The organism is Streptomyces roseolus, from assembly GCF_014649855.1.
GTDB classification, from domain to species: Bacteria; Actinomycetota; Actinomycetes; order Streptomycetales; family Streptomycetaceae; genus Streptomyces; species Streptomyces roseolus.
In genome coordinates this window covers 1-24,265 of the sequence record NZ_BMTV01000032.1, presented here as the reverse complement: position 1 = coordinate 24,265, position 24,265 = coordinate 1, and the positions used below count along the sequence as shown (strand labels likewise).

Below are 24,265 nucleotides of genomic sequence, written 5' to 3'. Positions count from 1 at the left end.
AGAGACCATCGGGCCGAGGGCAGGGGCGAACGTCAGTGAAGGCATTCCGGCTGGACGAACTCGAGGCGGAGCGCCTCGCCAACCAGGGGGCGTACCTCCAGTTCCTGCGTGAGCGGAACATGTCGGTGGGGCTGTACGCGCTCGACGCGGGCGAGCTGGACCCGCAGTCGCCGCACGGTCAGGACGAGGTGTACTTCGTGGTGTCCGGGCGGGCGGCGATCACCGTCGGGGAGGAGACGACGCAGGTGGCGCGGGGCAGCGTCGTCTATGTGCCGGCCGGGGTGCCGCACCGCTTCCACCACATCAGCGAAGACCTGCGGGTCCTGGTCGTCTTCTCCCCGCCGGAGGCGTGACGGCACCGGCGGACTCTCGGGGCCGGACCCCTGGTTCCCCTAGGGGGTGGATCAGGGGAGAGCCCGGGCTTCCGGGGCCCCGCCGGGCCGGGGCCCCCGCCTAGCCTTGAAGCGTCGGGGACGGAGGGTTCCGGACAGGGCGTCGAGAGCGAAGGAGCGAGCCATGGCCGTACAGGAGATTCTCGCGGGACTGCCGTGGTGGGTGAAGTGGGTCGCCATACCCGCTCTGGTCCTGCTCGTCTTCGGCGGAGTCATCACCAGCGTCCTCACCTTCGTGGTCAGTCTGCTGTTCAAGGTGCTGCTGTTCGTCGCGCTCGTGGCCGGACTCATCTACGCCGTACGGAAGTTCGGCACTCCGTCGAAGTCGGACCGCGACTGGTAGCACAAGCTACTCATCGGTATTCGGCGGCTGCGGGGCGTTAGCCCGGCAGGGGGAACGCGCTGGTGGAAACAGGGTGGGGGGCCAGGACAAGCCACTAGAGTGGCAGATCTCCGCCGAGTCGGGGACTACGGGCGTAGATCTCCGGCAGACCAGCGGTTTCCCGCTCGTCCCTGAGGGGCCCGTCCATCGGGCCCCATAGGCGTCCCAGGCCCGGCGGGTGCGCGGGGGCGGCCCCCGCGAACGGATGCAGCGCATCCGTTGTCACGCCTGGGGGTGACCTTTGGCCATGGCCACGCAGACAGCTGCGCCGACCCTGATCGGCTCGGTGCAGCGGGCGCTGAGACTACTGGAGGCCGTGGCCTCCCACGCGGACGGTGCCCCCGCCAAGCAGCTCGCCCGGGAGACGAACCTCCCGCTGCCCACGACGTACCACCTTCTCCGCACCCTGACGCACGAGGGCTATCTGCTCCGCGACAAGGGTGCGTTCTATCTGGGCGAGGCAGTCGCCCGGTTGGCCGGCGGCGGGGCTGTGCAGAATCGTCGCATCAAGATCGAGGACTCCCTTGCCCGCTGGCGGGACGAGATCGGTGTACCCGTCTATTTCGCGCTCTACCGCGAGGGCGAGGTCGAACTGGTCTCCGTGGCGGACACTCCCAACTCCCCCGCGGTGGAGGAATGGGCCGACTTCCGGGAGACCGGGCACGCCCACGCGATCGGGCAGTGTCTGCTCAGCCAACTCGATCTGAAATCTCGTCAAGACCACCTCGACCGGCACCCCGTGGAAGCCATCACTCCGTACACGGTGCGTAACCGGCGGATGCTTTTGGAGCGTTTGGGCGGTTTGGGGCGAATGGAGCCCCTGGTGGAGCGGCAGGAATATGCGCTCGGCACGGTTTGCGCCGCCATCCCCATCACGGTGGGCGACACAGCGGCCACTCTGGCCATTTCTCTCCCCCTTCACCAGGAAGAACGGTTGCTCCCAGCAGTCGAGCGGCTACAGACGGAGATCGGAAAGCTCTTCAGTTCGTTCGCCTTCTCTATCAGTATCTGAAAAATCACTCCTTGTGATCCGCTAGCGCGTACAGCACGATTGCGTCAAGAGGGCCACGGGGGATCATTCCTGGCCGTTTCGGTCACAGCTTTCAGCAGCTGTGTTTACACAACTGCTCCATCTACTGCGGGGTACATGATGCGAGAGTCGGTTCAGGCCGAGGTCCTGATGAGCTTCCTCGTCTCCGAGGAGCTCTCCTTCAAGATCCCAGTCGAACTGCGATACGAGACCCGGGATCCCTACGCGGTGCGGATGACCTTCCACCTCCCCGGAGACGCGCCCGTGACCTGGGCGTTCGGCCGGGAGCTGCTGCTCGACGGGATCAACCGCCCGAGCGGCGACGGCGACGTCCACATCGCCCCGACCGACCCCGAGGGCCTGTCGGACGTCTCCATCCGGCTCCAGGTGGGCGGCGACCGCGCCCTCTTCCGCGCCAGCGCCCCGCCGCTGGTCGCCTTCCTCGACCGCACGGACAAGCTGGTGCCGCTCGGTCAGGAACAGACGCTGGGCGACTTCGAGGACAGCCTGGAGGCCGCGCTCGGCAAGATCCTCGCCGAGGAGAGCGCCGGCCCCGCCTGACCGAGTCCGCTCCGTACGCCCGACGCCGGCACCCCTCCCGTACCGCCGACGCCGGCCCCCCCTCCCGTGCGACCGCCGCAGGCGCCCCGCTCCGTACGGCCGTCGACGCGGTCCGCCCCGTACGGCCGCCGCGCGCGCGTCACTTCGCGCGGCGACGCCGTCCGCCGCCGCCCGCCGCCCTGCCGCCGGCCTCCGCCGCCGAGGGACGGTCGGCCGAGACCACGAGCGCCGCGAGGGCCGTCGTGACCGGCACCGAGGCGACCAGACCGATCGAGCCGACCAGCGTCCGGACGATCTCCTCCGCCACCAGCTCGCTGTTGGCCACCGTCCCCATGCTGCTGTCCGCGATGGTGAAGAGCAGGAGCAGCGGGAGCGCCGCACCGGCGTAGGCCAGGACCAGCGTGTTGACCACCGAGGCGATGTGGTCGCGGCCGATCCGGATGCCGGCCCGGTACAGGGCGCGCGGACCCATGCCGGGATCGGCCTGGTGCAGCTCCCAGACGGCCGAGGTCTGAGTGACGGTGACGTCGTCCAGGACACCGAGCGAACCGATGATCACGCCGGCGAGCAGCAGGCCGGACATGTCGATCTCCGGGTAGAGACCGTGGATCAGCCCGGTGTAGTCGTCGGTGTTGCCGCTGAGCGAGGCCCAGCCGATGAAGAAGGAACCGAGCAGGCCGATCAGCAGCAGCGAGATCAGCGTGCCCAGGACCGCGACCGAGGTCCGGGCCGACAGGCCGTGGCACATGTAGAGCGCGAGCAGCATGATCGCGCTCGACCCGACCACCGCCACGATCAGCGGGTTCGACCCCTCCAGGATCGCGGGCAGGATGAAGAGGGTGAGCACCAGGAAGCTCACCGCGAGCGCGACCAGTGCCATCACGCCCCGCAGACGGCCGACGAGCACGACCGCGAGCGCGAAGATGCCGGCGAGGACCGCCATCGGCACCTTCCGGTTCACGTCCGTCACCGAGTACTGGAGGTCCTTCGGGGCGTCGGGCGCGTAGGCGACCACCACGCCCTGGCCCTCGTCCAGTTGGCGCGGTGCGTCCGGCTGCACGATCTCGGTGAACTTCCGGCCCTGGTCCGGACCGCTCGTGACCTCGATCGTCGCCTTCTCGCACTGCCCCTGCTGCGCGTTGACCGCCTCGCGGCCCTGCGGGGTGGAGGTGTCGCCGGTGGGCGGCACCTGCGCCGCGTTCACGTCCTTGCAGTCCACCTGCTCGACCGCCACGACCTTGCCCTGCTCGGTCTGCCGGTCGAAGCCGACGCCCGTCCGCTCGTGCGCCGGCGTGCCACCGGGCCAGAGCACCGCGAGGCCGACGACCACGGCGGTGGCGAAGGGGATGAGGACCGCCGCGATGACTCTTCGCAGATGGCGCGAGACGGGCGCGGCGGGCCCGTGGCCGTGGCTGTGCCCGTGGCCGGAACCGTGGTCCGGACCGTGCCGGCCGAAACCATGCCCGTGCTCGTGGCCGTGCGGATCGGGGGTCTGCTGGGGGGAAGTCACCGACCGATCATCGCAAGAACGGCGGGGGCCCACTGTTCAGCACGCCCGGGAGGGCGCTAGCCTCGTGACACCTTTGCACACGCGGGAGCTCGGAGCACCGGGCTGAGAGGGCGCTGATCACCGTACGCACGCGTACGGGAGGAGGCTGCGCCGACCGCCGAACCTGTTACCGGGTAATGCCGGCGTAGGGAGATTCGGTCACATGACCCTTCAGGATGCACGCACGCCTGCCTCCAGCCAGGACGAGCGCACGCCGGGCTGGCACAAGGGATACGTCGAGGGCTCCCGCCCCGACCTCCGGGTGCCGGTCCGCCGGGTGCACCTCACCAACGGCAAGGACGTGACGCTGTACGACACGTCCGGCCCGTACACCGACCCGGCCGTCGACACCGACGTGCGCCGGGGCCTCCTTCCGCTCCGCGAGAACTGGATCATCGCGCGCGGCGACACCGAGGAGTACCCGGGGCGCCCGGTCCGCCCCGAGGACGACGGCATCAAGCACACCTCGCCGCGCGGCGGCGGGCTCAAGAACCTCGACGCCGTCTTCCCCGGCCGTCCGCGGCTGCCCCGCCGGGGCCGCGCCGGGCAGGCCGTCACCCAGCTCGCGTACGCCCGCCGGGGCGAGATCACGCCGGAGATGGAGTACGTGGCGATCCGGGAGAACGTCTCGCCCGAGGTCGTCCGCGAGGAGATCGCGGCGGGCCGCGCGGTGCTCCCGGCCAACGTCAACCACCCGGAGATCGAGCCGATGATCATCGGCAAGCGGTTCCTGGTGAAGGTCAACGCCAACATCGGCAACTCCGCCGTCACCTCCTCCATCGAGGAGGAGGTCGAGAAGATGACCTGGGCGACCCGCTGGGGCGCCGACACGGTCATGGACCTGTCCACCGGCCGCAACATCCACACCACCCGCGAGTGGGTGCTGCGCAACTCCCCCGTGCCGATCGGCACCGTGCCGCTCTACCAGGCCCTGGAGAAGGTCGACGGCAAGGCCGAGGAACTGACCTGGGAGATCTACAAGGACACGGTCATCGAGCAGGCCGAGCAGGGCGTGGACTACATGACCGTGCACGCCGGCGTACTCCTGCCGTACGTGCCGCTCACCGCGCGCCGCAAGACCGGCATCGTCTCGCGCGGCGGCTCGATCATGGCCGCCTGGTGCCTCGCGCACCACAAGGAGAACTTCCTCTACACGAACTTCGAGGAGCTCTGCGAGATCCTCGCGGCGTACGACGTCACCTACTCGCTCGGTGACGGGCTGCGCCCCGGTTCGATCGCGGACGCCAACGACGACGCCCAGTTCGCGGAGCTGCGCACGCTCGGCGAGCTGAACACGATCGCCAAGCGGCACAACGTGCAGACGATGATCGAGGGCCCGGGCCACGTCCCGATGCACAAGATCAAGGAGAACATCGACCTCCAGCAGGAGATCTGCGAGGAGGCGCCGTTCTACACCCTCGGCCCGCTGACCACGGACGTCGCGCCCGCCTACGACCACATCACCTCCGGCATCGGCGCGGCCATGATCGCCTGGTGGGGCACGGCGATGCTCTGCTACGTCACGCCCAAGGAGCACCTGGGCCTGCCGAACCGCGACGACGTGAAGACCGGTGTCATCACGTACAAGATCGCGGCGCACGCGGCGGACCTGGCCAAGGGGCACCCGGGCGCGCAGGAGTGGGACGACGCGCTCTCCGACGCGCGCTTCGAGTTCCGCTGGGAGGACCAGTTCAACCTGGCCCTCGACCCGGACACCGCCCGTGAGTTCCACGACGAGACCCTGCCGGCGGAGCCCGCGAAGACCGCCCACTTCTGCTCGATGTGCGGTCCGAAGTTCTGCTCGATGAAGATCTCCCAGGACATCCGCCGTGAGCACGGCGGGGACCTGAAGAAGGAGGAGATCGAGGCCGGCATGGCCGAGAAGTCGGCGGAGTTCGCCGCCTCCGGCAACCGCGTCTACCTGCCGATGGCGGAGTAGCGGCCGGTCCGACGAGACCCGCCCCGGCCCGCGGTCCACGGGGGGATCGCGGGCCGGGGCGCGTCACGCGGAGGGTGGTGCCGGGTCCCGGTCGGGGTCGGTCGGCGTGGCCGTGAGGGCGGCCTGGAGGAAGGGGATGACGCCGCGCTCCAGGAGGGCGTGGCGCCAAGCGGCGCGGGCCAGGGCGAGTTCGTCGGGGGCGCCGGTCTCGGCGGGGCTGTTGCGGAGGGCGGTCAGGACGAGTCCGGCGCCCGCGCAGAGCAGCCCGGCGGCGGCGAGGGCGCCGAAGACCAGGCCGGCGGTGAGCAGCGTGGTGCCGAGGGCGGCGCCCGGGGCGAGCCAGTGGACCACGGCGCCGACCAGGAGGAAGATCGCGGCGGCGGTCCCGGCGAGGACCGGGACGAGGACCGTGAGGACGGCGACGGCGCCCGGGGACTCGTCGGGGGCGTGGCTCCGGGGGCGGTTGGAGGCGGCGCGGCCCGCTTCGCGGACCTTGGTGAAGTGCTCGTACTCGCTCGCCGCCGCGGCGGTGATCAGCGCTGTCGCGTTCAGAGCCATCGCGCGGAGCTGACCGGTGGTCAGCCGGGTGCCCGCTCCGGCGAGTTCCGGCCGTTCCGGAGCGGTACGCAGTGCGTCGTCGAGGACCCGCTCGTACTCGGCGCGGTCCTCGGTCAGCAGGTGCGGAGCCACGTTCATGTGCATCCCCCGATGCTCGATGGGCCGGGACCGGCCGTGCAGAACGGCGGTCCGGGCGGAAGCGGAGGAGAGCCTGCCTAACTGGGGAGACCGATGGTAGGGCCGTGACCGTGCGCGCTGACAGGGGGTTTCCGGAATTCGCCCGCTCCGGATGCGTGGAGTGAGGGTCAGTCCCCCAGCGGGAGTTGGACCACCAGCAGCTTTCCGGCCATGGTGACGCCGCCGTCCATGGCGATGGCGAGGCCGTCGGCGTAGACGTGCGGGCCGTCGACGACCGGGCGGGAGTCCTCCTCGCCGTCCTCCGTGCCGACCTGGCCGAGGAGGTACGGGATCGGGCTGTGGCCGTGCACGACCCGGGAGCCGCCGTAGGTGCCGAGCAGCTCCTGGACGGCCTGCGGGCCGCCGTCGTCGCGGAAGGCGAAGCGCTTGGTGAACTTCCGGAAGAGGTCCCAGACCTCGTCGGCGTCGTTGCGCGTGAGGATCTCGTGGACGGTGTCGTTGACGTCCTCGATCGTCCCGCCGTAGTCGAGGTACGCGGTGGTGTCCGAGTGCAGCAGGAGGTGGTCGTCCTCGCGGACGACGGCGTCGAGCCGGGACATCCACTGGAGGTGGACGTCCTGGAGGCGGTCCATGTCGTGCTTCTGTCCGCCGTTGAGCAGCCAGGCGGCCTGGAAGGTGGCGGTGCCGGCCCCGGAGTTCACGGGGGTGTCGCCGAAGCGCTTGGCGCCGATGAGGAGCAGCTCGTGGTTGCCCATGAGCGCCTTGCAGTAGCCGCCGGCGGCGGCGGCCTCGGCGGAGAGCCGCATGACGAGGTCGATGACGCCGATGCCGTCGGGGCCGCGGTCGGTGAAGTCGCCGAGGAACCAGAGGCGGGCGTTGCCCGCGGCCCAGCCGCCGTTCTCGTCGACGAGGCCCTGGGCGCGGAGGGCGGCGACGAGTTCGTCGAGGTAGCCGTGGACGTCGCCGACGACGTAGAGCGGCCCGGGTCCGTCGCCGGTGGGCGCGGGCGCGGGAGCGGCGGCCGGGGCGACCGGGACCTGGAGCGTGTCGCCGCGCTGGATCACCGGGAGGTCGCGCTCGGTGGGCGTGTAACCGTCCGGGAAGTCGTCGGGGAAGCCGCCGCTGCCGGGGTGGGCGGTGGCGGCGACGGGGTTGGCCGCCACGGGAGCGGCGGCCAGGGGGTGGGCGGTGCCGGTGTGCGCCGCGGGGGTCTGAGGCTCGGGGTACCCGGCCGCTTCGGGACGCGCGGGGGCCTCGGGGTAGGCGGCGGGCTCGGGGCGAGCCGGGGCCTCGGCGTACGCCGGCTCGGGGTGGGCCGGGGGCTCCGTGTACGCCGGTGCGGGGCGTGCCGGGGGCTCCGGGAACGCGACCGGCTCGGGGTACGCGGCCGGGCGGGTGCCCAGGTGGAGCGTCGGGTCGGCGGGTGGCACGGGAGGCTCGCCCGCGTGGCCCTGCACGGGCACCCGGGCGTACGGGGGTACGCGGAAGTCACGCAATGTCGCCGTGCGTTCCACGGGATCCTGCCCGGCCCCCTGAGTCATCGACCCCTCCACCACCGTCGCGATGCCCTGCACATCGCGGACCGGCCTGGTCGGGGGGTCCGCGGTGTCGTGCGCCCATCATAGGAATGAGGGTCCGCCTGTGTGACGCACCAGGGGTGGTGAATCCGGGTTCGCTCCGGGTTCACCGGTTGTTTCGCCCGAATTGAGAAGGTCCAGTCCAGGGTCGGGTCCGGTGGGGTGCCCGGTTTCGCCGTCACCGCCCACGGGCAGGGACGGGACGGCGCTCGTTCTCGGGGTCGTACCGGCTCGTGCCGGATCGTGCCGGGACGGGCTCGCTTCGTGCTGCGCGCCTCGCCCCTGGGCCGTACTCGGGTCGTGTTCGGTGCTGCTCGGTCGTGCTCGGTGAAGCCCGAACCCGCCCGGTCGTGCTCGGTCGTGCTCGGGTCGTGCCCGTCCCGCTCGGGTCGTTCGTCCGGCCGCTCTTTCGGCGCGGCCGGAGTCCGGAGGGTGTGCCGTCGGTCGTCCGGGCCCGCGGCCCGTCAGTCCTTCGCGGGTGAGCGCGGCGGGCTCACCGTCGTCCGCGGCGACCGGCGCTGCGAGGAGGTGCGGACGATGAGCTCGGTCGGTATCACCTGTTCGAGCGGGCCGTCGCTCTCGATCCCCTCGATGGCGTCGATGAGGAGCTGGACGACGGCGGTGCCGATGCGCCGCGGTTTGAGCGAGAGCGTCGTGATGGGCGGTTCGGTGGTGGCGTAGACGGTGGACTCGCTGCAGCACACGATCAGCAGGTCGTCCGGGACGCGCAGCCCGTAGCGGCGGGCGGCGGCGAGGAGGTCGGTGCCGTTGGGGTCGAAGAGGCCGTAGACGGCGTCGGGACGGTCGGGGCGGGCGAGCAGCCGGTCGGCCGCGACGGCGCCCGCGCACGGGTCGTGCGCCGGGTAGGCCTCGTAGACGGGGTCCTGTCCGACCCGCTCGCACCACTTGAGGTACGCGGTGGTGGAGAGGCGGGTGTAGGTGTCGGTGGTGGTGCCGGTGAGGAGGCCGATCCGGCGGGCGCCGGCCTCGGCGAGGTGGTCGAGGAGGCCGAGGACGGCGGCATCGTGGTCGTTGTCGACCCAGGCGGTCACCGGGAGCGTGCCGGCGGGGCGTCCGTCGGAGACGACGGGGAGGCCCTGGCGGACGAGCTCGGTGACGACCGGGTCGTGGTCGGAGGGGTCGATGACGACGGTGCCGTCGAGGGCGACGTTCGACCAGACGTCATGGCGTGAGGTCGCGGGGAGGATGACGAGGGCGTAGCCGCGGGCGAGCGCGGCCGACGTGGCGGCCCTGGCCATCTCCGCGAAGTAGGCGAACTCCGTGAAGGTGAAAGGTTCATCCCCGTATGTCGTCACGGTCAGGCCGATGAGTCCCGACTTGCCGGTGCGGAGCGTGCGGGCCGCCGCGGAGGGGCGGTAGCCCAGCCGGTCGGCGACCTCGCGGACGTGCCTGCGGGTGGCGTCCGGGAGTCGTCCCTTGCCGTTGAGCGCGTCGGAGACAGTCGTGATGGAGACCCCGGCGGCGGCGGCCACGTCCCGGATGCCTGCCCGGCCCTGCCGGCTTCCCCGGGTCTGTGCCCGGCTCACCTGGTGCTTCCCTGCTGCTGTCATGGCGAGCCGATAGTAGGGCGATGTGGGGTGAGCGAGACGGTCGCATATGCAGGCGTTGACAGGCACGTTTCTGCATGGTCGAACAGGCTCAAATTAAGGAGAATCAAAGGTAGTTGAGGGTTTCTCCATGCGACTTGATGCCGTCGGACGGGATGGGCCTGGTGTGGGGGCGAGGTCTCGAAGAGGTCTCAACTCACCTCTACGGGGGATGCGCGCCACGGCGCTCGCCACCGGCGCACGCCACCCGTCCGTGCGCCCCCTTGCATGGAGAGGGCCGGAGGACCGGGTTTTCCACAGCGTTGCAGGGCTGTTGTCCACAGCCCATTCGCAGCGGGCCGGAATCCTCATAAGGTGAGAAGCATTGGCGGTACGGACGGTCGAGGAGGCCACACTGTGAGCGAGACCAGCGGGACGAGCACGTCCACCCCCAGGCTGCGCGCCGAGCTGGACGGCATCCCCACCTACAAGCCGGGCAAGCCGGCCGCGGCGGGCGGCCCCGTCGCCTTCAAGCTGTCCTCCAACGAGAACCCGTACCCGCCGCTGCCGGGCGTGATGGAGAGCGCGCTGGCCGCCGCCGCGAGCTTCAACCGGTACCCGGACATGGCCTGCACCGCGCTCTCCGCGGAGCTGGCCGACCGCTTCGGCGTCCCGGTCTCCCACATCGCCACCGGCACCGGCTCGGTCGGCGTCGCCCAGTCGCTGCTCCAGGCGACCTCGGGCCCGGGCGACGAGGTGATCTACGCCTGGCGCTCCTTCGAGGCCTACCCGATCATCACCCAGATCAGCGGGGCCACCTCGGTGCAGGTGCCGCTGACCGACGGCGAGGTGCACGACCTCGACGCGATGGCCGCGGCGATCACCGACCGCACCCGCCTGATCTTCGTCTGCAACCCCAACAACCCCACGGGCACCGCGGTGCGCCGCGCCGAGCTGGAGCGCTTCCTGGACCGGGTGCCCTCCGACGTCCTGGTCGTGCTCGACGAGGCGTACAAGGAGTTCGTCCGCGACACCGACATCCCGGACGGCATCGAGCTCTACCGTGACCGGCCGAACGTGGCGGTGCTGCGCACCTTCTCCAAGGCGTACGGCCTGGCGGGGCTCCGGGTCGGCTTCGCGATCGCCCACGAGCCGGTGGCGGCGGCGCTGCGCAAGACGGCGGTGCCGTTCGGCGTGAGCCAGCTGGCACAGGACGCGGCGGTGGCCTCGCTGCGCGCCGAGGACGAACTGCTCGGCCGGGTCGGCTCGCTGGTGGCGGAGCGCGAGCGGGTCCGCGCGGGGCTCGTGGCCCAGGGCTGGACGGTGCCGGACGCACAGGCGAACTTCGTCTGGCTGCGGCTCGGCGAGCGGACCATGGAGTTCGCGGCGGAGTGCGAGCGGCACGGTGTGGTGGTGCGGCCGTTCGCGGGGGAGGGTGTGCGCGTCACGATCGGCGAGACCGAGGCGAACGACCTGTTCCTCAAGGTGACGGAGGGCTTCCGGCAGGGAGCCTGACGGCTCGGGGAGGCGCCCTTCGTGGGCCTGACGGCCCGGGGGCGCACCTCTCAGGCGAGTTCCACGCGGATCGGGTCGCCGTCGCGGACGGTGGCCAGGATCCGCGGGTCCCCGTCGAGCGAGCCCAGCAGATTGCAGGGGCTCGCCAGCCGGCACTCCTCGCCCCGTGAGATCGGGGTCGGCCCGTAGGGGAGGGCGAGGGCGTCGCCGTCGGTCCAGAAGGCCACCGTGCCGGGGTCGACGACCTGACGCGCCCCCTCCTCGCGCGGCACCGAGACCGGAGTGTCGAAGTAGACCTCCTCGCCCCACGTGCGGGCGGTGGAGACGATCGGCAGAGCCCCCAGGAGCGCCGTGCTCGTGGGGGTCTCGTCGAGGGTGGCCGTGGTGTGACCGGCCGGCCAGCTGAGGCGTATCCGAAGGATCATGCGCCGAATTCAACAATATGTTGAAGGCCTTGGGAAGGTGTGACCTTCGGTACAGGCCCCCGCTCTCCAGTACGGATTTCGTATGAGTCATAATTGCTTGTGAATGTGAACGCGTTCACAAGCGTGTCCCCGTTCGTCCCGTAAGGGCGGGATTAAAGGGGCAAACCGCCGATGTGACCACGGCGATGTAAGGAGAAGACGACGTGGACCTCGCTCTGGCGCCGGAGACCTTGGCGCGCTGGCAGTTCGGCATCACCACCGTCTACCACTTTCTCTTCGTCCCGCTGACGATCTCGCTCGCCGCGCTCACCGCGGGGCTCCAGACCGCCTGGGTGCGGACCGAGAAGGAGAAGTACCTCCGGGCCACCAAGTTCTGGGGGAAGCTCTTCCTCATCAACATCGCGATGGGCGTCGTCACCGGCATCGTGCAGGAGTTCCAGTTCGGCATGAACTGGTCGGACTACTCCCGCTTCGTCGGTGACGTCTTCGGCGCCCCGCTGGCCTTCGAGGCGCTCATCGCCTTCTTCTTCGAGTCCACGTTCATCGGCCTGTGGATCTTCGGCTGGGACAAGCTGCCGAAGAAGATCCACCTCGCCTGCATCTGGATGGTGTCGATCGGCACGATCCTCTCCGCGTACTTCATCCTGGCCGCCAACTCCTGGATGCAGCACCCGGTCGGCTACCGCATCAACGAGGACCGCGGCCAGGGCGCGCGCGCCGAGCTCACCGACTTCTGGGCGGTCCTCACCCAGAACACCGCCCTCACCCAGTTCTTCCACACCATGACGGCGGCCTTCCTCGTCGGCGGCGCCTTCATGGTCGGCATCGCCGCCTTCCACCTGGCGCGCAAGCGGCACGTCCCGGTGATGCGGACCTCGCTGCGGCTCGGCCTGATCACCCTGATCATCGCCGGCCTGGGCACCGCGATCAGCGGGGACATGCTCGGCAAGGTCATGTTCAAGCAGCAGCCGATGAAGATGGCCGCCGCCGAGGCGCTGTGGGACGGCGAGGCGCCCGCGCCCTTCTCGATATTCGCCGTCGGCGACGTCGACAAGGGCCACAACAAGGTCGCCATCGAGGTCCCCGGGGTGCTCTCCTACCTCGCCAACGGCGACTTCCACTCGTACGTCCCCGGCATCAACGACATCAACAAGGCCGAGCAGGAGAAGTACGGGCCCGGCGACTACCGGCCCAACATCCCCGTCGCCTACTGGGGCTTCCGCTGGATGATCGGCTTCGGCATGGCCTCGCTCACCCTCGGTTTCATCGGGCTCTGGCTGACCCGCAGGAAGTTCCTGATCGCCCCCGGCCTGCGGACCGGTGAGGACGAGGTGCCGAACCTCGTCCTCTTCAAGAACAAGGCGCTCAGCCCGAAGATCGGCAAGTGGTACTGGATCGTGGCCCTCTGGACCATGCTCTTCCCGCTGATCGCCAACTCCTGGGGCTGGATCTTCACCGAGATGGGCAGGCAGCCCTGGGTGGTCTACGGCGTGATGAAGACCAGCGCCGCCGTCTCCCCCGGCACCTCCCAGGGCGAGGTGCTCACCTCGATGATCGTCTTCACCACGCTCTACGCGATCCTCGCCGTCATCGAGGTCAAGCTCATCGTGAAGTACGCGAAGGCCGGACCGCCCGAGCTCACCGAGGACGACCTCAACCCGCCCACCAAGATCGGCGGGGACACCCGCGACCCCGACCGGCCCATGGCCTTCTCGTACTGAGGCTCAGGAGATCGAGGCATGGAACTCCACGACGTCTGGTTCGTACTCATCGCCGTCCTCTGGACCGGCTACTTCTTCCTGGAGGGATTCGACTTCGGGGTCGGCGTCCTCACCAAGCTGCTCGCCCGGAACCGGCCCGAGAAGCGGGTCCTGATCAACACCATCGGACCCGTCTGGGACGGCAACGAGGTGTGGTTGCTGACCGCCGGCGGTGCGACCTTCGCCGCCTTCCCCGAGTGGTACGCGACCCTCTTCTCCGGCTTCTACCTGCCGCTGCTGGTCATCCTGGTCTGCCTCATCGTCCGCGGTGTCGCCTTCGAGTACCGGGTCAAGCGGCCCGAGGAGAACTGGCAGCGCAACTGGGAGCAGGCGATCTTCTGGACCTCGCTGATCCCCGCGATCCTGTGGGGCGTCGCCTTCGGCAACATCGTCCGCGGCGTGAAGATCGACGGGGACATGGAGTACGTCGGCAACCTCTGGGAGCTGCTCAACCCGTACGCCCTCCTCGGCGGACTGGTGACGCTCGCCCTCTTCACCTTCCACGGCACGGTCTTCGTGGCCCTGAAGACGGTCGGTGACATCCGGGTCAGGGCCCGGGCGCTCGCCCTGAGGCTGGGGCTGGTCACCGCGGTGCTCGCGCTCGCCTTCCTGATCTGGACCCAGGCCGACTCCGGCGACGGCTGGAGCCTCGCGGCGATGCTCGTCGCGGCGCTCTCGCTGGTCGGAGCGATCGGCGCGATCAAGGCGGGGCGCGAGGGCTGGTCGTTCGCGCTCTCGGGCGTGACGATCGCCGCCGCGGTCGCGATGCTGTTCCTGGCGCTCTTCCCGAACGTCATGCCGTCCTCGCTCGACCCCGCGTGGAGCCTGACCGTGACGAACGCGTCGTCGAGCCCGTACACGCTCAAGATCATGACCTGGTGCGCGGCCGTCGCCACGCCGCTGGTCCTGCTCTACCAGGGCTGGACCTACTGGGTCTTCCGCAAGCGGATCGGCACCCAGCACATCGCCGACGCCCACTAGGGCAGCCGCCGACGCCGTCGTCGCCCGGGTCCGCGAGGGCCCGGGCGCTCATCCAGAGGGGCATGTTTCACGTGAAACCGATCGACCCGCGTCTCCTCCGGTACGCCCGGGCGACCCGCGTCTTCCTCGTCGCGGTCGTCGTGCTCGGCCTGGTCGGGGCCGGCCTGGTCATCGCCCAGGCCATGCTGATCGCCGAGATCGTGGTGGGGGCCTTCCAGCAGGGCCTCTCGGTTTCCGCGCTGTCCACTCCCCTGCTGCTGCTCGCCGGGGTCGCGGTGGCACGGGGCCTGGTCTCCTGGCTGACCGAACTCGCCGCCCACCGGGCCAGTGCGGCGGTCAAGTCCGAGCTCCGCGGCCGGCTCCTGGAGCGGGCCACCGCGCTCGGGCCCGGCTGGCTCGGCGGACAGCGCACCGGCTCGCTCATCGCGCTCGCCACCCGGGGCGTGGACGCGCTCGACGACTACTTCGCCCGCTACCTGCCCCAGCTCGGCCTCGCCGTCGTCGTCCCGATCGCGGTCCTCGCGCGGATCGTGACCGAGGACTGGGTCTCGGCCGCCATCATCGTCGTCACCCTGCCGCTCATCCCGATCTTCATGATCCTGATCGGCTGGTACACCCAGGCCCGGATGGACCGGCAGTGGAAGCTGCTCTCCCGGCTCTCCGGCCACTTCCTCGACGTCGTCGCGGGCCTCCCCACCCTCAAGGTCTTCGGCCGGGCCAAGGCGCAGGCCGCGTCGATCCGCGCCATCACCGCCGACTACCGGCGGGCGACCATGCGCACCCTGCGGATCGCCTTCCTCTCCTCCTTCGCCCTGGAGCTGCTCTCCACCCTGTCGGTGGCGCTGGTCGCCGTCACCATCGGCATGCGGCTCGTCCACGGCACCCTCGACCTCTACACCGGTCTCGTCATCCTGGTCCTCGCCCCCGAGGCATATCTGCCGCTGCGCCAGGTCGGCGCCCAGTTCCACGCCGCGGCGGAGGGCCTCGCGGCCGCAGAGGAGATCTTCGAGGTCCTGGAGACCCCGGTGCGGAGCGGCGGCGGGCGGGCGGTGCCGGCCGGGACACGACTGGAGCTCGACGGGGTGACGGTCCGCCACCCGGGGCGGGCGGAGCCCTCCTTGGACGCGGCGAGCCTCACCGTCGAGCCGGGGGAGACGGTGGCGCTCGTCGGGCCGAGTGGCGCCGGGAAGTCGACCCTGCTCGACGTCGTCCTCGGCTTCACGGAGCCGGCGGCGGGCAGCGTACGGGTCGGGGACGTGGACCTGGCGAAGCTGGACCCGACGGCCTGGCGCGAGCGGATCGCGTGGGTGCCGCAGCGGCCGTACCTCTTCGCCGGGACGATCGCCGAGAACGTACGGCTCGCCCGGCCGGGGGCCGGTGACGAGGAGGTGCGGGCGGCGCTCCGGGACGCCGGGGCGGACGGCTTCGTGGACGCGCTGCCGGACGGGGCCGGGACCGTCCTCGGCGAGGACGGGTCCGGGCTCTCGGCCGGGCAGCGGCAGCGGCTCGCGCTGGCGCGGGCCTTCCTCGCGGACCGGCCGCTGCTGCTCCTCGACGAGCCGACGGCGGCGCTCGACGGGGAGACGGAGGCGGGGATCGTCGACGCGGTGCGGCGACTCGCCGCCGGACGGACGGTGCTGCTCGTGGTGCACCGGCCCGCGCTGCTCGCGGTGGCGGACCGGGTCGTGAGGATCGGTACGGACGCGCCCGTGGGCGAGGTCGCCGGGGGCGCGGAAGAGCCCGTGGCGGCGGCCCGCGCCGCCGTTCCGCCCGCGGCCGCGTCCGTGCGGCAGGAGGCCGCACCGGTGTCCACGGGCGAGCGGGGCGTGCTCGCCCGGGTGCGGTCCATGGCCGGGGAGCTCAAGGGGCGGATGGGGCTGGCGCTGCTGCTCGGCAGCCTCGCGCTCGGCTCGGCCGTGGGGCTCATGGCCGTGTCCGGATGGCTCATCTCGCGGGCCTCGGAGCAGCCGCCCGTGCTGCACCTCATGGTCGCCGTGACCGCCACCCGCGCCTTCGGCATCGGACGGGCCGTCTTCCGGTACACCGAGCGGCTGGTGTCGCACGACGCCGTGCTGCGGATGCTCGCCGAACTACGGGTCTCCGTCTACTCCCGCCTCGAGCGGATCGCCCCGGCCGGACTGAGCCGCGTCCGGCGCGGCGATCTGCTCGCCCGGCTCGTCCACGACGTCGACGCCCTCCAGGACTACTGGCTGCGCTGGCTGCTCCCGGCCGGTGCCGCGCTCGTCGTCGGGCTCGGTTCGGTCGGCTTCACCGCCTGGCTGCTGCCGGAGGCGGGCGCCGTGCTCGCGGTGGGCCTCCTCGTGGCGGGCGTGCTCGTGCCGCCGCTGGGCGCCGCGCTGGCCCGCCGGGCCGAGCGGCGGCTCGCCCCGGCGCGCGGGGCGCTCGCGACCGCGGTCGCCGATCCGCTGCGCGGCTGCGCCGAGCTGACCGTGGCCGGGGCGCTGCGGGACCGGCTCGACCGGGCGCGGGCCGCCGACCGCGTCCTCACCGGCATCGCCTCCCGGCAGTCCGCCGCGGCCGCCCTCGGCGCCGGGCTCTCGGCCCTGGTGTGCGGTCTGACGGTGGTCGCCGCGGCCTGGGTCGGCGTCCAGGCCGTCCGGGACGGCAGGCTCGACGGCGTCGCGCTCGCGGTCGTCGTCCTCACCCCGCTCGCCGCCTTCGAGGCCGTGACGGGGCTGCCGCTCGCCGTGCAGTACCGCCGACGGGTCCGGCACAGCGCCGAGCGGGTCTTCGAGGTGCTCGACGCGCCCGTCCCCGTACACGAGCCCGCGGTGCCCGCGGCTCCCCCGGCCGGGCCGTTCCCGCTGGAGCTGACCGGGCTCTCGGCCCGGTACGCCGGACAGGAGCGGCCCGCGCTCGACGGGTTCGCGCTCACCCTCGACGCCGGGCGGCGGGTCGCCGTCGTCGGCGCCTCCGGCTCCGGCAAGACCACGCTCGCCCAGGTGCTGTTGCGCTTCCTGGACACGGAGGCGGGAACGTACCGGATCGGCGGGGTGCCCGCGGCGGAGCTCGACGGCGACGACGTGCGCCGCTTCGTGGGCCTGTGCGCGCAGGACGCGCACCTCTTCGACAGCTCCCTGCGGGAGAACCTGCGGCTCGCCCGGCCGGACGCGGGCGACGGGGAACTGCGGGAGGCGCTGCGCCGGGCCCGGCTGCTCGACTGGGTCGACGGGCTGCCCGACGGGCTCGACACGCTGGTCGGCGAGCACGGTTCGAAGCTCTCGGGCGGCCAGCGGCAGCGGCTCGCGCTGGCCCGCGCCCTCCTCGCCGACTTCCCGGTCCTCGTCCTCGACGAGCCGGCCGAGCACCTGGACCTGGCCACGGCCGACGCGCTCACCGACGACCTGCTCCGCGCCACCGAGGGCCGTACCACCGTCCTCATCACCCACCGGCTGCACGGACTCGACGCGGTCGACGAGGTGGTGGTCCTCGACGGCGGCCGGACCGTGCAGCGCGGACCGTACGCCGAGCTCGCCGCAGAGGACGGGCCGCTGCGGCGGATGCTGGAGCAGGAGCGGGCGGCCGATCTGCTCCTCGCCGGTGGCGGGCCGACGCCGCCCGACCGTCCGACTTTTCTCTCCAAATAGGACTAACTAGGCTCGGGGCCATGACCGCCGCCACGCCCGATTCCCCGGACCCCCTGGTCGCCGCCACCGAGGCCACCCGCAGTCTCCAGGGGCTCTCCACGGAGCTGACCGCCCGCGTGCCGCAGCTGCTCGAAGCGATGCGGTCGGTGGGTACCGGGCTCGAACTCCACACCACCCTCGACCGGATCTGCGAGACCGCGGCGGAGCTGGCCGGCGCCCGCTACGCGGCCATCGGAGTCGTCGACGAGGAGGGCAAGGGCCTTTCCGACTTCGTCACCCACGGCGTCGGCGAGGACGTGGCCCGGCGGATCGGACGCCTCCCCGACGGGCACGCCGGGCTGCTCGGCGCGCTCATCCGCGAACCCCGGACCATCCGGCTCGCCGACCTCGCCTCCGATCCGCGCTCGGCCGGCTTCCCGCCCGGCCACCCGGTCATGCGGAGCTTCCTCGGCGTCCCCATCCGCGTCCAGGGCGAGATCTTCGGCAACCTCTACCTCGCGGAGAAGCGGAGCGGCGAGGAGTTCAACGACTACGACGAGCACATGGTCCGGGTGCTCGCCACCGAGGCGGGCATCGCCATCGGCAACGCCCGCCTCTACGAGGCGGCCCGGCAGCGCGAGCGGTGGATCGACGGCTCCGTCGCCGTCACCACCGCCCTGCTCTCCGGCGGCGATGCCGACGACGCCCTGTCCGTCGTCGCCGAACAGGCGTGCAGGCTCGCCGACGCGGACGCCGGGATCGTGCTGCTGCCCGCCGAGGAGGGCGGCCTGGAGATCGTCGCCGTCTCCTCGGCCCGCGCCACCAAGGCCCTCGGCATGGTGATCCCGCCGGAGAGCCAGGTCGTGGAGCTCCTCCTGGAGGGCGAGGCGGTCTTCGTCCAGGACGCCTCCACCGATCCGCGCATGCTCAGCCGGCTGACCTCCCTGTACGGGCCGAGCATGCTGCTGCCGCTGCAGAGCGGCGGCCGGGTGCTCGGCGCGCTCGCGATGCCCCGGGCCCGGGGCGCCCGGCCCTTCTCCGAGGCGGAACGGACCCTCGCCACCCAGTTCGCCTCGCAGGCCGCGCTCGCACTGATGATGGCCGAGGCCCAGCGCGACCGGGAGCGGCTCGCGGTCTTCGAGGACCGCGACCGGATCGCCCGCGACCTGCACGACCTCGTCATCCAGCGGCTCTTCGCCACCGGGATGATGCTGGAGAGCGCCCAGCGGAAGGCGATCGTGCCGGCCGTCCAGGAGGGCGTCGGCAAGGCCGTGGACGAGCTGGACGTGACCATCCAGGAGATCCGCACGGCGATCTTCGCCCTCCAGCAGGGCCCGGCGGAGGCCCCGTCGGGGCTGCGCACGCGCGTGCTGCGGGAGATCAACATGGCGGCGGTGCCGCTGGGCTTCAAGCCCGCCCACCGCTTCCTCGGCGCGATCGACGCCACCGTCGGCGAACTGACGGGCAAGAACCTGATCGCCGCGCTCCGCGAGGCGCTCTCCAACGCCTTCCGGCACGCCTCGGCCGGCCGCATCGAGGTCGTCGTCGACGCGACCGTGACCCTGCCGGACGGATCGCCCGGGGTGCGGCTCACGGTCGCGGATGACGGCGTCGGCCTGCCCGAGGGCGGCCGCCGCAGCGGTCTGCGCAACCTCGCCCGCCGCGCCGAGTCCCTCGGCGGGGCGAGCTGGTGCGGCCCGGGCCTCGCCGAGGACGGCGGCGGCACGTCGGTGGTGTGGGAGGCGCCCCTCTAGGGTCTGTCTGACCATCGGCGTCGGATCAGGCCGGGTTGTTCGGTGCGTGTGATCGGCGTGCGGCAGGGGCGTCCTCGCAGCGGAGCTACTTGGGCGTTTCTGCCGTGCGGCGAGCGTGCGTGCCGGGCGGGCCGGACCGACGGGGATGGTCAGACAGGCCCTAGGGCAGGTCCCCGGCGCGCTGCGCCGCGACCGCTTGGGCGACGAGCTGTTCGATGACGACGGCGACGCCGTCGTCGTTGTTGCCGACCGTGCGGCCGGAGGCGGCGGCGACGACGTCGGGATGGGCGTTGCCCATGGCGTACGAACGGCCCGCCCAGCTCAGCATCTCGATGTCGTTCGGCATGTCGCCGAAGGCCACCACCTCGTCCGGAGAGATGCCGCGCTGTTCGCAGCAGAGGGCGAGCGTGGACGCCTTGGAGACGCCGAGGGCGCTGATCTCGATGAGCGCGGTGGGGCTGGAGCGGGTGAAGGACGCCAGGTGGCCGGCGGCCTCCCGGGCCGTCGCCAGGAACACGTCGGGGTCGTGCTCGGGGTGCTGGGCGAGCAGCTTGAGGACCGGCGCGGCGGCGTCGGGCACCTCCTCGTACAGCAGCTTCTCTGCGGTGGCGACGGTGGCGCCGGGGTCGAGGAAGAACGGCGGGTACAGCGGCTCGTAGTGGATGCCGGTCGTCATCTCCACGGCGAAGCTGGTGCCGGGCGCGGCGGCCCGCAGGGCCCGTACGACGTCGAGCGCGGCGGGCCGGGGCAGCGGGCGCACCTGCTGGAAGGTGCCGCCCGCGTGCAGGTCCACGACGGCCGCGCCGTTGGCGCAGATGGCGAGGCCGTGGCCGTGGACGTGGGCGCTGACCACGTCCATCCAGCGGGCCGGGCGGCCGGTGACGAAGAAGACCTCGATCCCCGCCCGCTCGGCCGCGGCGAGGGCGGCGACGGTCCGCTCGGAGACGGACTTGTCGTCGCGAAGGAGGGTGCCGTCGAGGTCGGTGGCGACGAGACGGGCGGCGGGCCGGACGGCGGCGGAGCCGATGGGAGAGTCGGTGGAGCGGGCGCCGGCGGGGCCGGCGGACTCGTCGGCGGGACGGGGTGAGGGTCGGGGAGAGGTCACCTCCTCATTGTTCCGCACCGGCCGCACGTGCGTGCGGGTCACTGCACATCTGAGTGAGGCAAGCGGTGGGGTCGCGTCATGCGGAGGGCGAGGAGGACGTGGGTCACTCGGTGTGGCTGTGGGCGGTGGGGCACGTGGTCCGGACGGGGAGGGGCCGGCTTTCGGCCGCGGTCGGTGTTTCCCCGCCGTCGGCCCGGGCGTCGGGCCGAGCCGGAGGGGATCGGCACGCGGTGTGAGGGGCCGGGGCGCGAAGCGAGGACATCGACACGCGGAGTGAGGGAATCAGCGCCCCGGGACCGGGAAGACGCCTGCCATGGGCGACATTCTCGTCGGCGCGTGCTCGTGGACGGACCGGGAGCTGCTCTCCAGCGGCTGGTACCCGGAAGGCCACCGCGGGGCGGAGGCCAGGCTGCGGTACTACACCGCCAGGTTTCCGCTGGTCGAAGTGGACGCCACCTACTACGGCCTGCCCAGTACGCGGAACAGCGCCCTCTGGGTCGAGCGCTCTCCGGCCGGTTTCCGGTTCGACGTGAAGGCGTTCTCGCTGCTGACCGGGCACCCGACGCGCCCCGGCGCGCTGCCTGCCGATCTGCGGTCGGCTTCGGCAGGGCGGAACGGCCGGACGGAGGCGGATCCCGAGCTGCTCGACGAGGTGTGGCGCCGTTTCAGCGGAGCCCTCGAACCGCTGCGCCGAGCGGAACGCCTGGGCACCGTCCTCTTCCAGTTCCCGCCCTGGCTCGCCCCGGGCACGTCGGCGACGGCGATATTGCGCCGGTGCCGGGAACGCACGGAGGGCTGGCCGGTGGCGGTGGAGTTCCGGCACCCCGACTGGTGGCGGCCGGACCGTTACGCCTCCACCTTCGGCCTGTTGGCGGAACTGGACCTGACCGCCGTGGCCGTGGACATGGCACAGTCGCTGCCCACGTCCATCCCGCCGGTCACCCCGGTCCCCTCCGCCCGGCTCGCCGTGGTGCGCTTCCACGGCCGCAGCCCTGCCTGGGGGACGGGTTCGAAGGAGGATCGGTTCCGCCACCGGTACACGCCCGAGGAGCTGTCGCCCTGGACGTCGGCCGTCCGCGAGATGGCCGACCGGGCCCGCGAGGTGCACGTCCTGTTCAACAACTGCTGCGGTGACGCGGCCGTCCGCGCCGCCGAGACGATGAACCGTCTTCTCGGCACGCCGTGCGGAGCCGTGCAGGCGGACGACACCACCGACTCGGCGTTCCTGTTCTGAGCGGCCGGGAGACGGCGTTCCGTTCTGGCGTTCCCGACCCGGCTTTCCGTTCTGGCGTTCCCGCCCTGGCGTTCCCGTCCGGGTCGGCCGGAAGGATTCCGCGGGGTCGACGGCATGCGACCGAGCACGGCGGTCCTCCCCGTCCACCGGTGGAGCGAGGGGGGGGCAGAAGACCTGGCAGCGCGCCGAGGAGCCCGGCTTCCACGCCGCGTACGCCTACGACCACCTGTCCTGGCGCGCCTTCCGGGACGGCCCGTGGTTCGGCGCCCTGCCGGCGCCCACCGCCGCCGCGACCGCCACGGACCGGCTGCGCCCGGGCACCCTCGTCATCTCAGTCGAGCCTCGTTCACCCATTGCGGCCTGACCTGGGGAAACACACGTCAGCGGCGTCTTGGTACCGAACGAAGCGGATCGGATCCCGATGAGGCGGACGCGGTTACCGCACAGCTCGGTCATGTCGTCGACCTCCGACGCGATCATGGCCACCGGGCCTGGCCGGCGGAGCGCGAGCTCGGCGACGGTGACAACGATCGCGTACATGCGGCCGTGCGGTCCGGCCTCTTCCAGCAGGTCGGCGGCGTGCGGTCCGACCTCTTCCAGCAGGCCGGCGGCGGCTCCGGCCGTCTGCCCACCGGTCGAAGCGGGCAGCGGCAGCGGCCCGCATCACGACGTCGGCGTGGCTTCCCGGATCTGCTCCGTCGGCATATCCGCGACAGCGGGAGGCCCGCGTATCGTCGAGGTCATGCGTCTGAGCACGGTGATCCTCCCCATCCACCGATGGGCCGAAGGGCAGAAGATCTGGCGGCGGGCCGAAGACCTCGGCTTCCATGCCGCGTACACGTACGACCACCTGTCGTGGCGGTCGTTCCGGGACGGGCCGTGGTTCGGCGCCGTCCCCACGCTCACCGCCGCAGCGGCGGTCACCCAGGGTATGCGCCTGGGCACCCTCGTCACCTCGCCCAACTTCCGGCACCCGGTGACGCTGGCCAAGGAGCTCATCGCGCTCGACGACGTCTCGGGCGGCCGGATCACCCTCGGCATCGGGGCGGGCGGCAACGGCTTCGACGCCACCGCGCTCGGCCAGGAGCCGTGGACGCCGAAGGAGCGGGCCGACCGGTTCGCCGAGTTCGTCCCGCTGCTCGACCGGCTGCTGACCGAGGACGCGGTGACGGAGCGCGGCACGTTCTACTCGGCCGAGGAGGCCCGCAACATCCCGGGCTGCGTGCAGCGGCCCCGGCTGCCCTTCGCGGTCGCCGCGACCGGCCCGCGCGGGATGCGGCTCGCCGCCCGGCACGGGCAGGCGTGGGTGACGACCGGCGACCCGAAGCTGTACGAGTCCGGTACGGCCGCCGAGTCGGTGGAGGCCCTGCGCGGCCAGGTCGAGCGGCTCGGCAAGGCGTGCGCGGACACCGGACGGGACGTGGCCGGGCTGGACAAGATCCTGCTCACCGGCTTCACCCCGGAGAAGAACGACGTGCTCTCCTCCCTGGAGGCCTTCGTGGACTTCGCGGGCACCCACCGCGACCTCGGCTTCACCGAGATCGTGATCCACTGGCCGATCCAGGACTCGGTGTTCGCCGCCGACCCGGCCGTCTTCGAGTCGATCGCCACGGACGCCATGGCGCGCCTGGGCTGACCGGGTGCCGCATCCGTCAGCGGACGCGGCCGCTCAGCCACGGGGTGAGCGTCATCATCGGAACGGGCTCCTTGTACGTCTCGCCGCCGGGCACCGGGACGACCAGCCACTGGCCGGGCGGGAAGAACCGTCCCTTCACATGCGCGAGACCGGTGTGGAGCGCCCGTACGAAGCCGGGAACGGCGTCCCTCGGCACGTCGGCGAACTCGACGCCGTCCACCAGGATCCAGGCGTCGTCCTCGGGATGGAGCCGCACGGAGACCGAGGGGGAGCCGCCGAGCTCGATGAAGGCCTCGTGCGGCAGTGAACCGTCCTCGTCCAGCACGCTGAAGGCGCCGGAGGCGGTGCGGCGCGAGGTCTGGTCGGCGCCGATGTCGTCGGTCACGGTGATCTCCAGGCCGAACTCCTCGGCGAGCGCGCGAACGGCGTCGACGGCGGCCTGGGTGCTGGGCAGATGCGGGTGCGACAAGACCCGATCATGCCCCAGCGGCTCAGCGGCTCAGCGGCTCAGCGGCTCAGCGGCTCGGCGGCTCGGCGGCTCGGCGGCTCGGCGGCTCGGCGGCTCGGCGGCTCGGCGGCTCGGCGGCTCGGCGGC

At 71.9% G+C, this 24,265-nt stretch carries 19 protein-coding genes and 1 pseudogene; 13 read left to right on the top strand and 7 right to left on the bottom strand.

Annotation, left to right across the window (positions count from 1 at the left end; genetic code table 11):
• Window positions 1–35: 35 nt before the first annotated feature.
• From IE245_RS30410 to IE245_RS30395, 4 genes are all read left to right on the top strand, one after another.
• Window positions 36–353, top strand: a complete 318-nt coding sequence (locus tag IE245_RS30410; protein WP_189953407.1) for a cupin domain-containing protein — start codon at window positions 36–38, stop codon at window positions 351–353.
• Between the two features lie 163 nt (window positions 354–516).
• Entirely contained in the window at window positions 517–735 is a 219-nt protein-coding gene (locus tag IE245_RS30405; RefSeq protein ID WP_189953405.1) for a DUF5326 family protein, read from the top strand.
• 286 nt (window positions 736–1,021) lie between these two features.
• Window positions 1,022–1,786 (top strand): IclR family transcriptional regulator, encoded by a 765-nt coding sequence (locus IE245_RS30400; RefSeq protein WP_189953402.1) that lies wholly within the window; start codon window positions 1,022–1,024, stop codon window positions 1,784–1,786.
• A 138-nt stretch (window positions 1,787–1,924) separates the two neighbouring features.
• Complete coding sequence (locus tag IE245_RS30395; protein ID WP_189953508.1) at window positions 1,925–2,365, top strand: SsgA family sporulation/cell division regulator; 441 nt, start codon at window positions 1,925–1,927, stop codon at window positions 2,363–2,365.
• Window positions 2,366–2,504: 139 nt separating this feature from the next.
• Here IE245_RS30395 and IE245_RS30390 read toward each other — a convergent pair whose 3' ends face one another.
• Complete coding sequence (locus IE245_RS30390) at window positions 2,505–3,875, bottom strand: YibE/F family protein (protein ID WP_229851697.1); 1,371 nt, start codon at window positions 3,873–3,875, stop codon at window positions 2,505–2,507.
• A gap of 202 nt (window positions 3,876–4,077) precedes the next feature.
• On the opposite strand from IE245_RS30390, the gene thiC reads away from it, so the two are divergent.
• A complete protein-coding gene (gene thiC, locus IE245_RS30385) occupies window positions 4,078–5,853 on the top strand; it encodes a phosphomethylpyrimidine synthase ThiC (RefSeq protein ID WP_189953398.1) in 1,776 nt (591 codons plus the stop codon).
• 63 nt (window positions 5,854–5,916) lie between these two features.
• Here the strand turns inward: thiC and IE245_RS30380 are convergent, their stop codons facing one another.
• From IE245_RS30380 to IE245_RS30370, 3 genes are all read right to left on the bottom strand, one after another.
• The gene (locus IE245_RS30380; RefSeq protein WP_189953396.1) at window positions 5,917–6,555 is read right to left on the bottom strand and encodes a hypothetical protein; all 639 of its coding nucleotides are present in this window, start codon (window positions 6,553–6,555) and stop codon (window positions 5,917–5,919) included.
• 161 nt (window positions 6,556–6,716) lie between these two features.
• Entirely contained in the window at window positions 6,717–8,105 is a 1,389-nt protein-coding gene (locus IE245_RS30375) for a metallophosphoesterase (RefSeq protein WP_268256601.1), read from the bottom strand.
• A 485-nt stretch (window positions 8,106–8,590) separates the two neighbouring features.
• Window positions 8,591–9,697: a LacI family DNA-binding transcriptional regulator gene (locus IE245_RS30370; RefSeq protein WP_189953391.1), complete on the bottom strand. Its 1,107-nt coding sequence runs from the start codon at window positions 9,695–9,697 to the stop codon at window positions 8,591–8,593.
• 393 nt (window positions 9,698–10,090) lie between these two features.
• Here IE245_RS30370 and hisC point away from each other — a divergent pair, with 393 nt between their 5' ends.
• Window positions 10,091–11,188, top strand: a complete 1,098-nt coding sequence (gene hisC / locus IE245_RS30365) for a histidinol-phosphate transaminase (protein ID WP_189953389.1) — start codon at window positions 10,091–10,093, stop codon at window positions 11,186–11,188.
• A gap of 50 nt (window positions 11,189–11,238) precedes the next feature.
• Here hisC and IE245_RS30360 read toward each other — a convergent pair whose 3' ends face one another.
• The gene (locus IE245_RS30360) at window positions 11,239–11,613 is read right to left on the bottom strand and encodes a cyclophilin-like fold protein (protein ID WP_189953387.1); all 375 of its coding nucleotides are present in this window, start codon (window positions 11,611–11,613) and stop codon (window positions 11,239–11,241) included.
• Window positions 11,614–11,816: 203 nt separating this feature from the next.
• Here IE245_RS30360 and IE245_RS30355 point away from each other — a divergent pair, with 203 nt between their 5' ends.
• The 4 genes from IE245_RS30355 to IE245_RS30340 all read left to right on the top strand — a co-directional run bounded on the left by IE245_RS30355 (window position 11,817) and on the right by IE245_RS30340 (window position 19,695).
• A complete protein-coding gene (locus IE245_RS30355) occupies window positions 11,817–13,334 on the top strand; it encodes a cytochrome ubiquinol oxidase subunit I (protein ID WP_189953385.1) in 1,518 nt (505 codons plus the stop codon).
• Window positions 13,335–13,352: 18 nt separating this feature from the next.
• Window positions 13,353–14,354 carry a cytochrome d ubiquinol oxidase subunit II gene (cydB, locus tag IE245_RS30350; RefSeq protein WP_189953383.1) on the top strand — a complete coding sequence of 334 codons (1,002 nt, stop codon included), beginning with the start codon at window positions 13,353–13,355 and terminating at the stop codon, window positions 14,352–14,354.
• A gap of 71 nt (window positions 14,355–14,425) precedes the next feature.
• Entirely contained in the window at window positions 14,426–17,962 is a 3,537-nt protein-coding gene (gene cydD / locus IE245_RS30345) for a thiol reductant ABC exporter subunit CydD (RefSeq protein WP_189953381.1), read from the top strand.
• A gap of 20 nt (window positions 17,963–17,982) precedes the next feature.
• Window positions 17,983–19,695 (top strand): sensor histidine kinase, encoded by a 1,713-nt coding sequence (locus IE245_RS30340; protein WP_189953379.1) that lies wholly within the window; start codon window positions 17,983–17,985, stop codon window positions 19,693–19,695.
• A gap of 160 nt (window positions 19,696–19,855) precedes the next feature.
• On the opposite strand, the gene IE245_RS30335 is transcribed toward IE245_RS30340, so the two are convergent.
• A complete protein-coding gene (locus IE245_RS30335) occupies window positions 19,856–20,722 on the bottom strand; it encodes a Cof-type HAD-IIB family hydrolase (protein WP_189953506.1) in 867 nt (288 codons plus the stop codon).
• A 391-nt stretch (window positions 20,723–21,113) separates the two neighbouring features.
• On the opposite strand from IE245_RS30335, the gene IE245_RS30330 reads away from it, so the two are divergent.
• The 3 genes and pseudogenes from IE245_RS30330 to IE245_RS30325 all read left to right on the top strand — a co-directional run bounded on the left by IE245_RS30330 (window position 21,114) and on the right by IE245_RS30325 (window position 23,670).
• A complete protein-coding gene (locus IE245_RS30330) occupies window positions 21,114–22,034 on the top strand; it encodes a DUF72 domain-containing protein (RefSeq protein ID WP_189953378.1) in 921 nt (306 codons plus the stop codon).
• A gap of 114 nt (window positions 22,035–22,148) precedes the next feature.
• Window positions 22,149–22,389: pseudogene (locus IE245_RS37370) on the top strand (LLM class flavin-dependent oxidoreductase); the annotation flags it as partial.
• Between the two features lie 387 nt (window positions 22,390–22,776).
• Entirely contained in the window at window positions 22,777–23,670 is an 894-nt protein-coding gene (locus tag IE245_RS30325; RefSeq protein ID WP_189953376.1) for an LLM class flavin-dependent oxidoreductase, read from the top strand.
• Between the two features lie 16 nt (window positions 23,671–23,686).
• Here the strand turns inward: IE245_RS30325 and IE245_RS30320 are convergent, their stop codons facing one another.
• Window positions 23,687–24,139, bottom strand: a complete 453-nt coding sequence (locus IE245_RS30320; RefSeq protein WP_189953373.1) for a hypothetical protein — start codon at window positions 24,137–24,139, stop codon at window positions 23,687–23,689.
• Window positions 24,140–24,265: the final 126 nt, after the last annotated feature.

What these genes read in the sequence shown, in the direction of transcription:
- cydB (WP_189953383.1), top strand. Translation starts at nt 13,353, where the DNA reads ATGGAACTCCACGACGTCTGGTTCGTACTCATCGCCGTCCTCTGGACC.
- IE245_RS30395 (WP_189953508.1), top strand. Translation starts at nt 1,925, where the DNA reads ATGCGAGAGTCGGTTCAGGCCGAGGTCCTGATGAGCTTCCTCGTCTCC.
- IE245_RS30370 (WP_189953391.1), bottom strand. Translation starts at nt 9,697, where the DNA reads ATGACAGCAGCAGGGAAGCACCAGGTGAGCCGGGCACAGACCCGGGGA.
- IE245_RS30400 (WP_189953402.1), top strand. Translation starts at nt 1,022, where the DNA reads ATGGCCACGCAGACAGCTGCGCCGACCCTGATCGGCTCGGTGCAGCGG.
- IE245_RS30325 (WP_189953376.1), top strand. Translation starts at nt 22,777, where the DNA reads ATGCGTCTGAGCACGGTGATCCTCCCCATCCACCGATGGGCCGAAGGG.
- IE245_RS30330 (WP_189953378.1), top strand. Translation starts at nt 21,114, where the DNA reads ATGGGCGACATTCTCGTCGGCGCGTGCTCGTGGACGGACCGGGAGCTG.
- IE245_RS30380 (WP_189953396.1), bottom strand. Translation starts at nt 6,555, where the DNA reads ATGCACATGAACGTGGCTCCGCACCTGCTGACCGAGGACCGCGCCGAG.
- IE245_RS30405 (WP_189953405.1), top strand. Translation starts at nt 517, where the DNA reads ATGGCCGTACAGGAGATTCTCGCGGGACTGCCGTGGTGGGTGAAGTGG.
- thiC (WP_189953398.1), top strand. Translation starts at nt 4,078, where the DNA reads ATGACCCTTCAGGATGCACGCACGCCTGCCTCCAGCCAGGACGAGCGC.
- IE245_RS30340 (WP_189953379.1), top strand. Translation starts at nt 17,983, where the DNA reads ATGACCGCCGCCACGCCCGATTCCCCGGACCCCCTGGTCGCCGCCACC.
- IE245_RS30360 (WP_189953387.1), bottom strand. Translation starts at nt 11,613, where the DNA reads ATGATCCTTCGGATACGCCTCAGCTGGCCGGCCGGTCACACCACGGCC.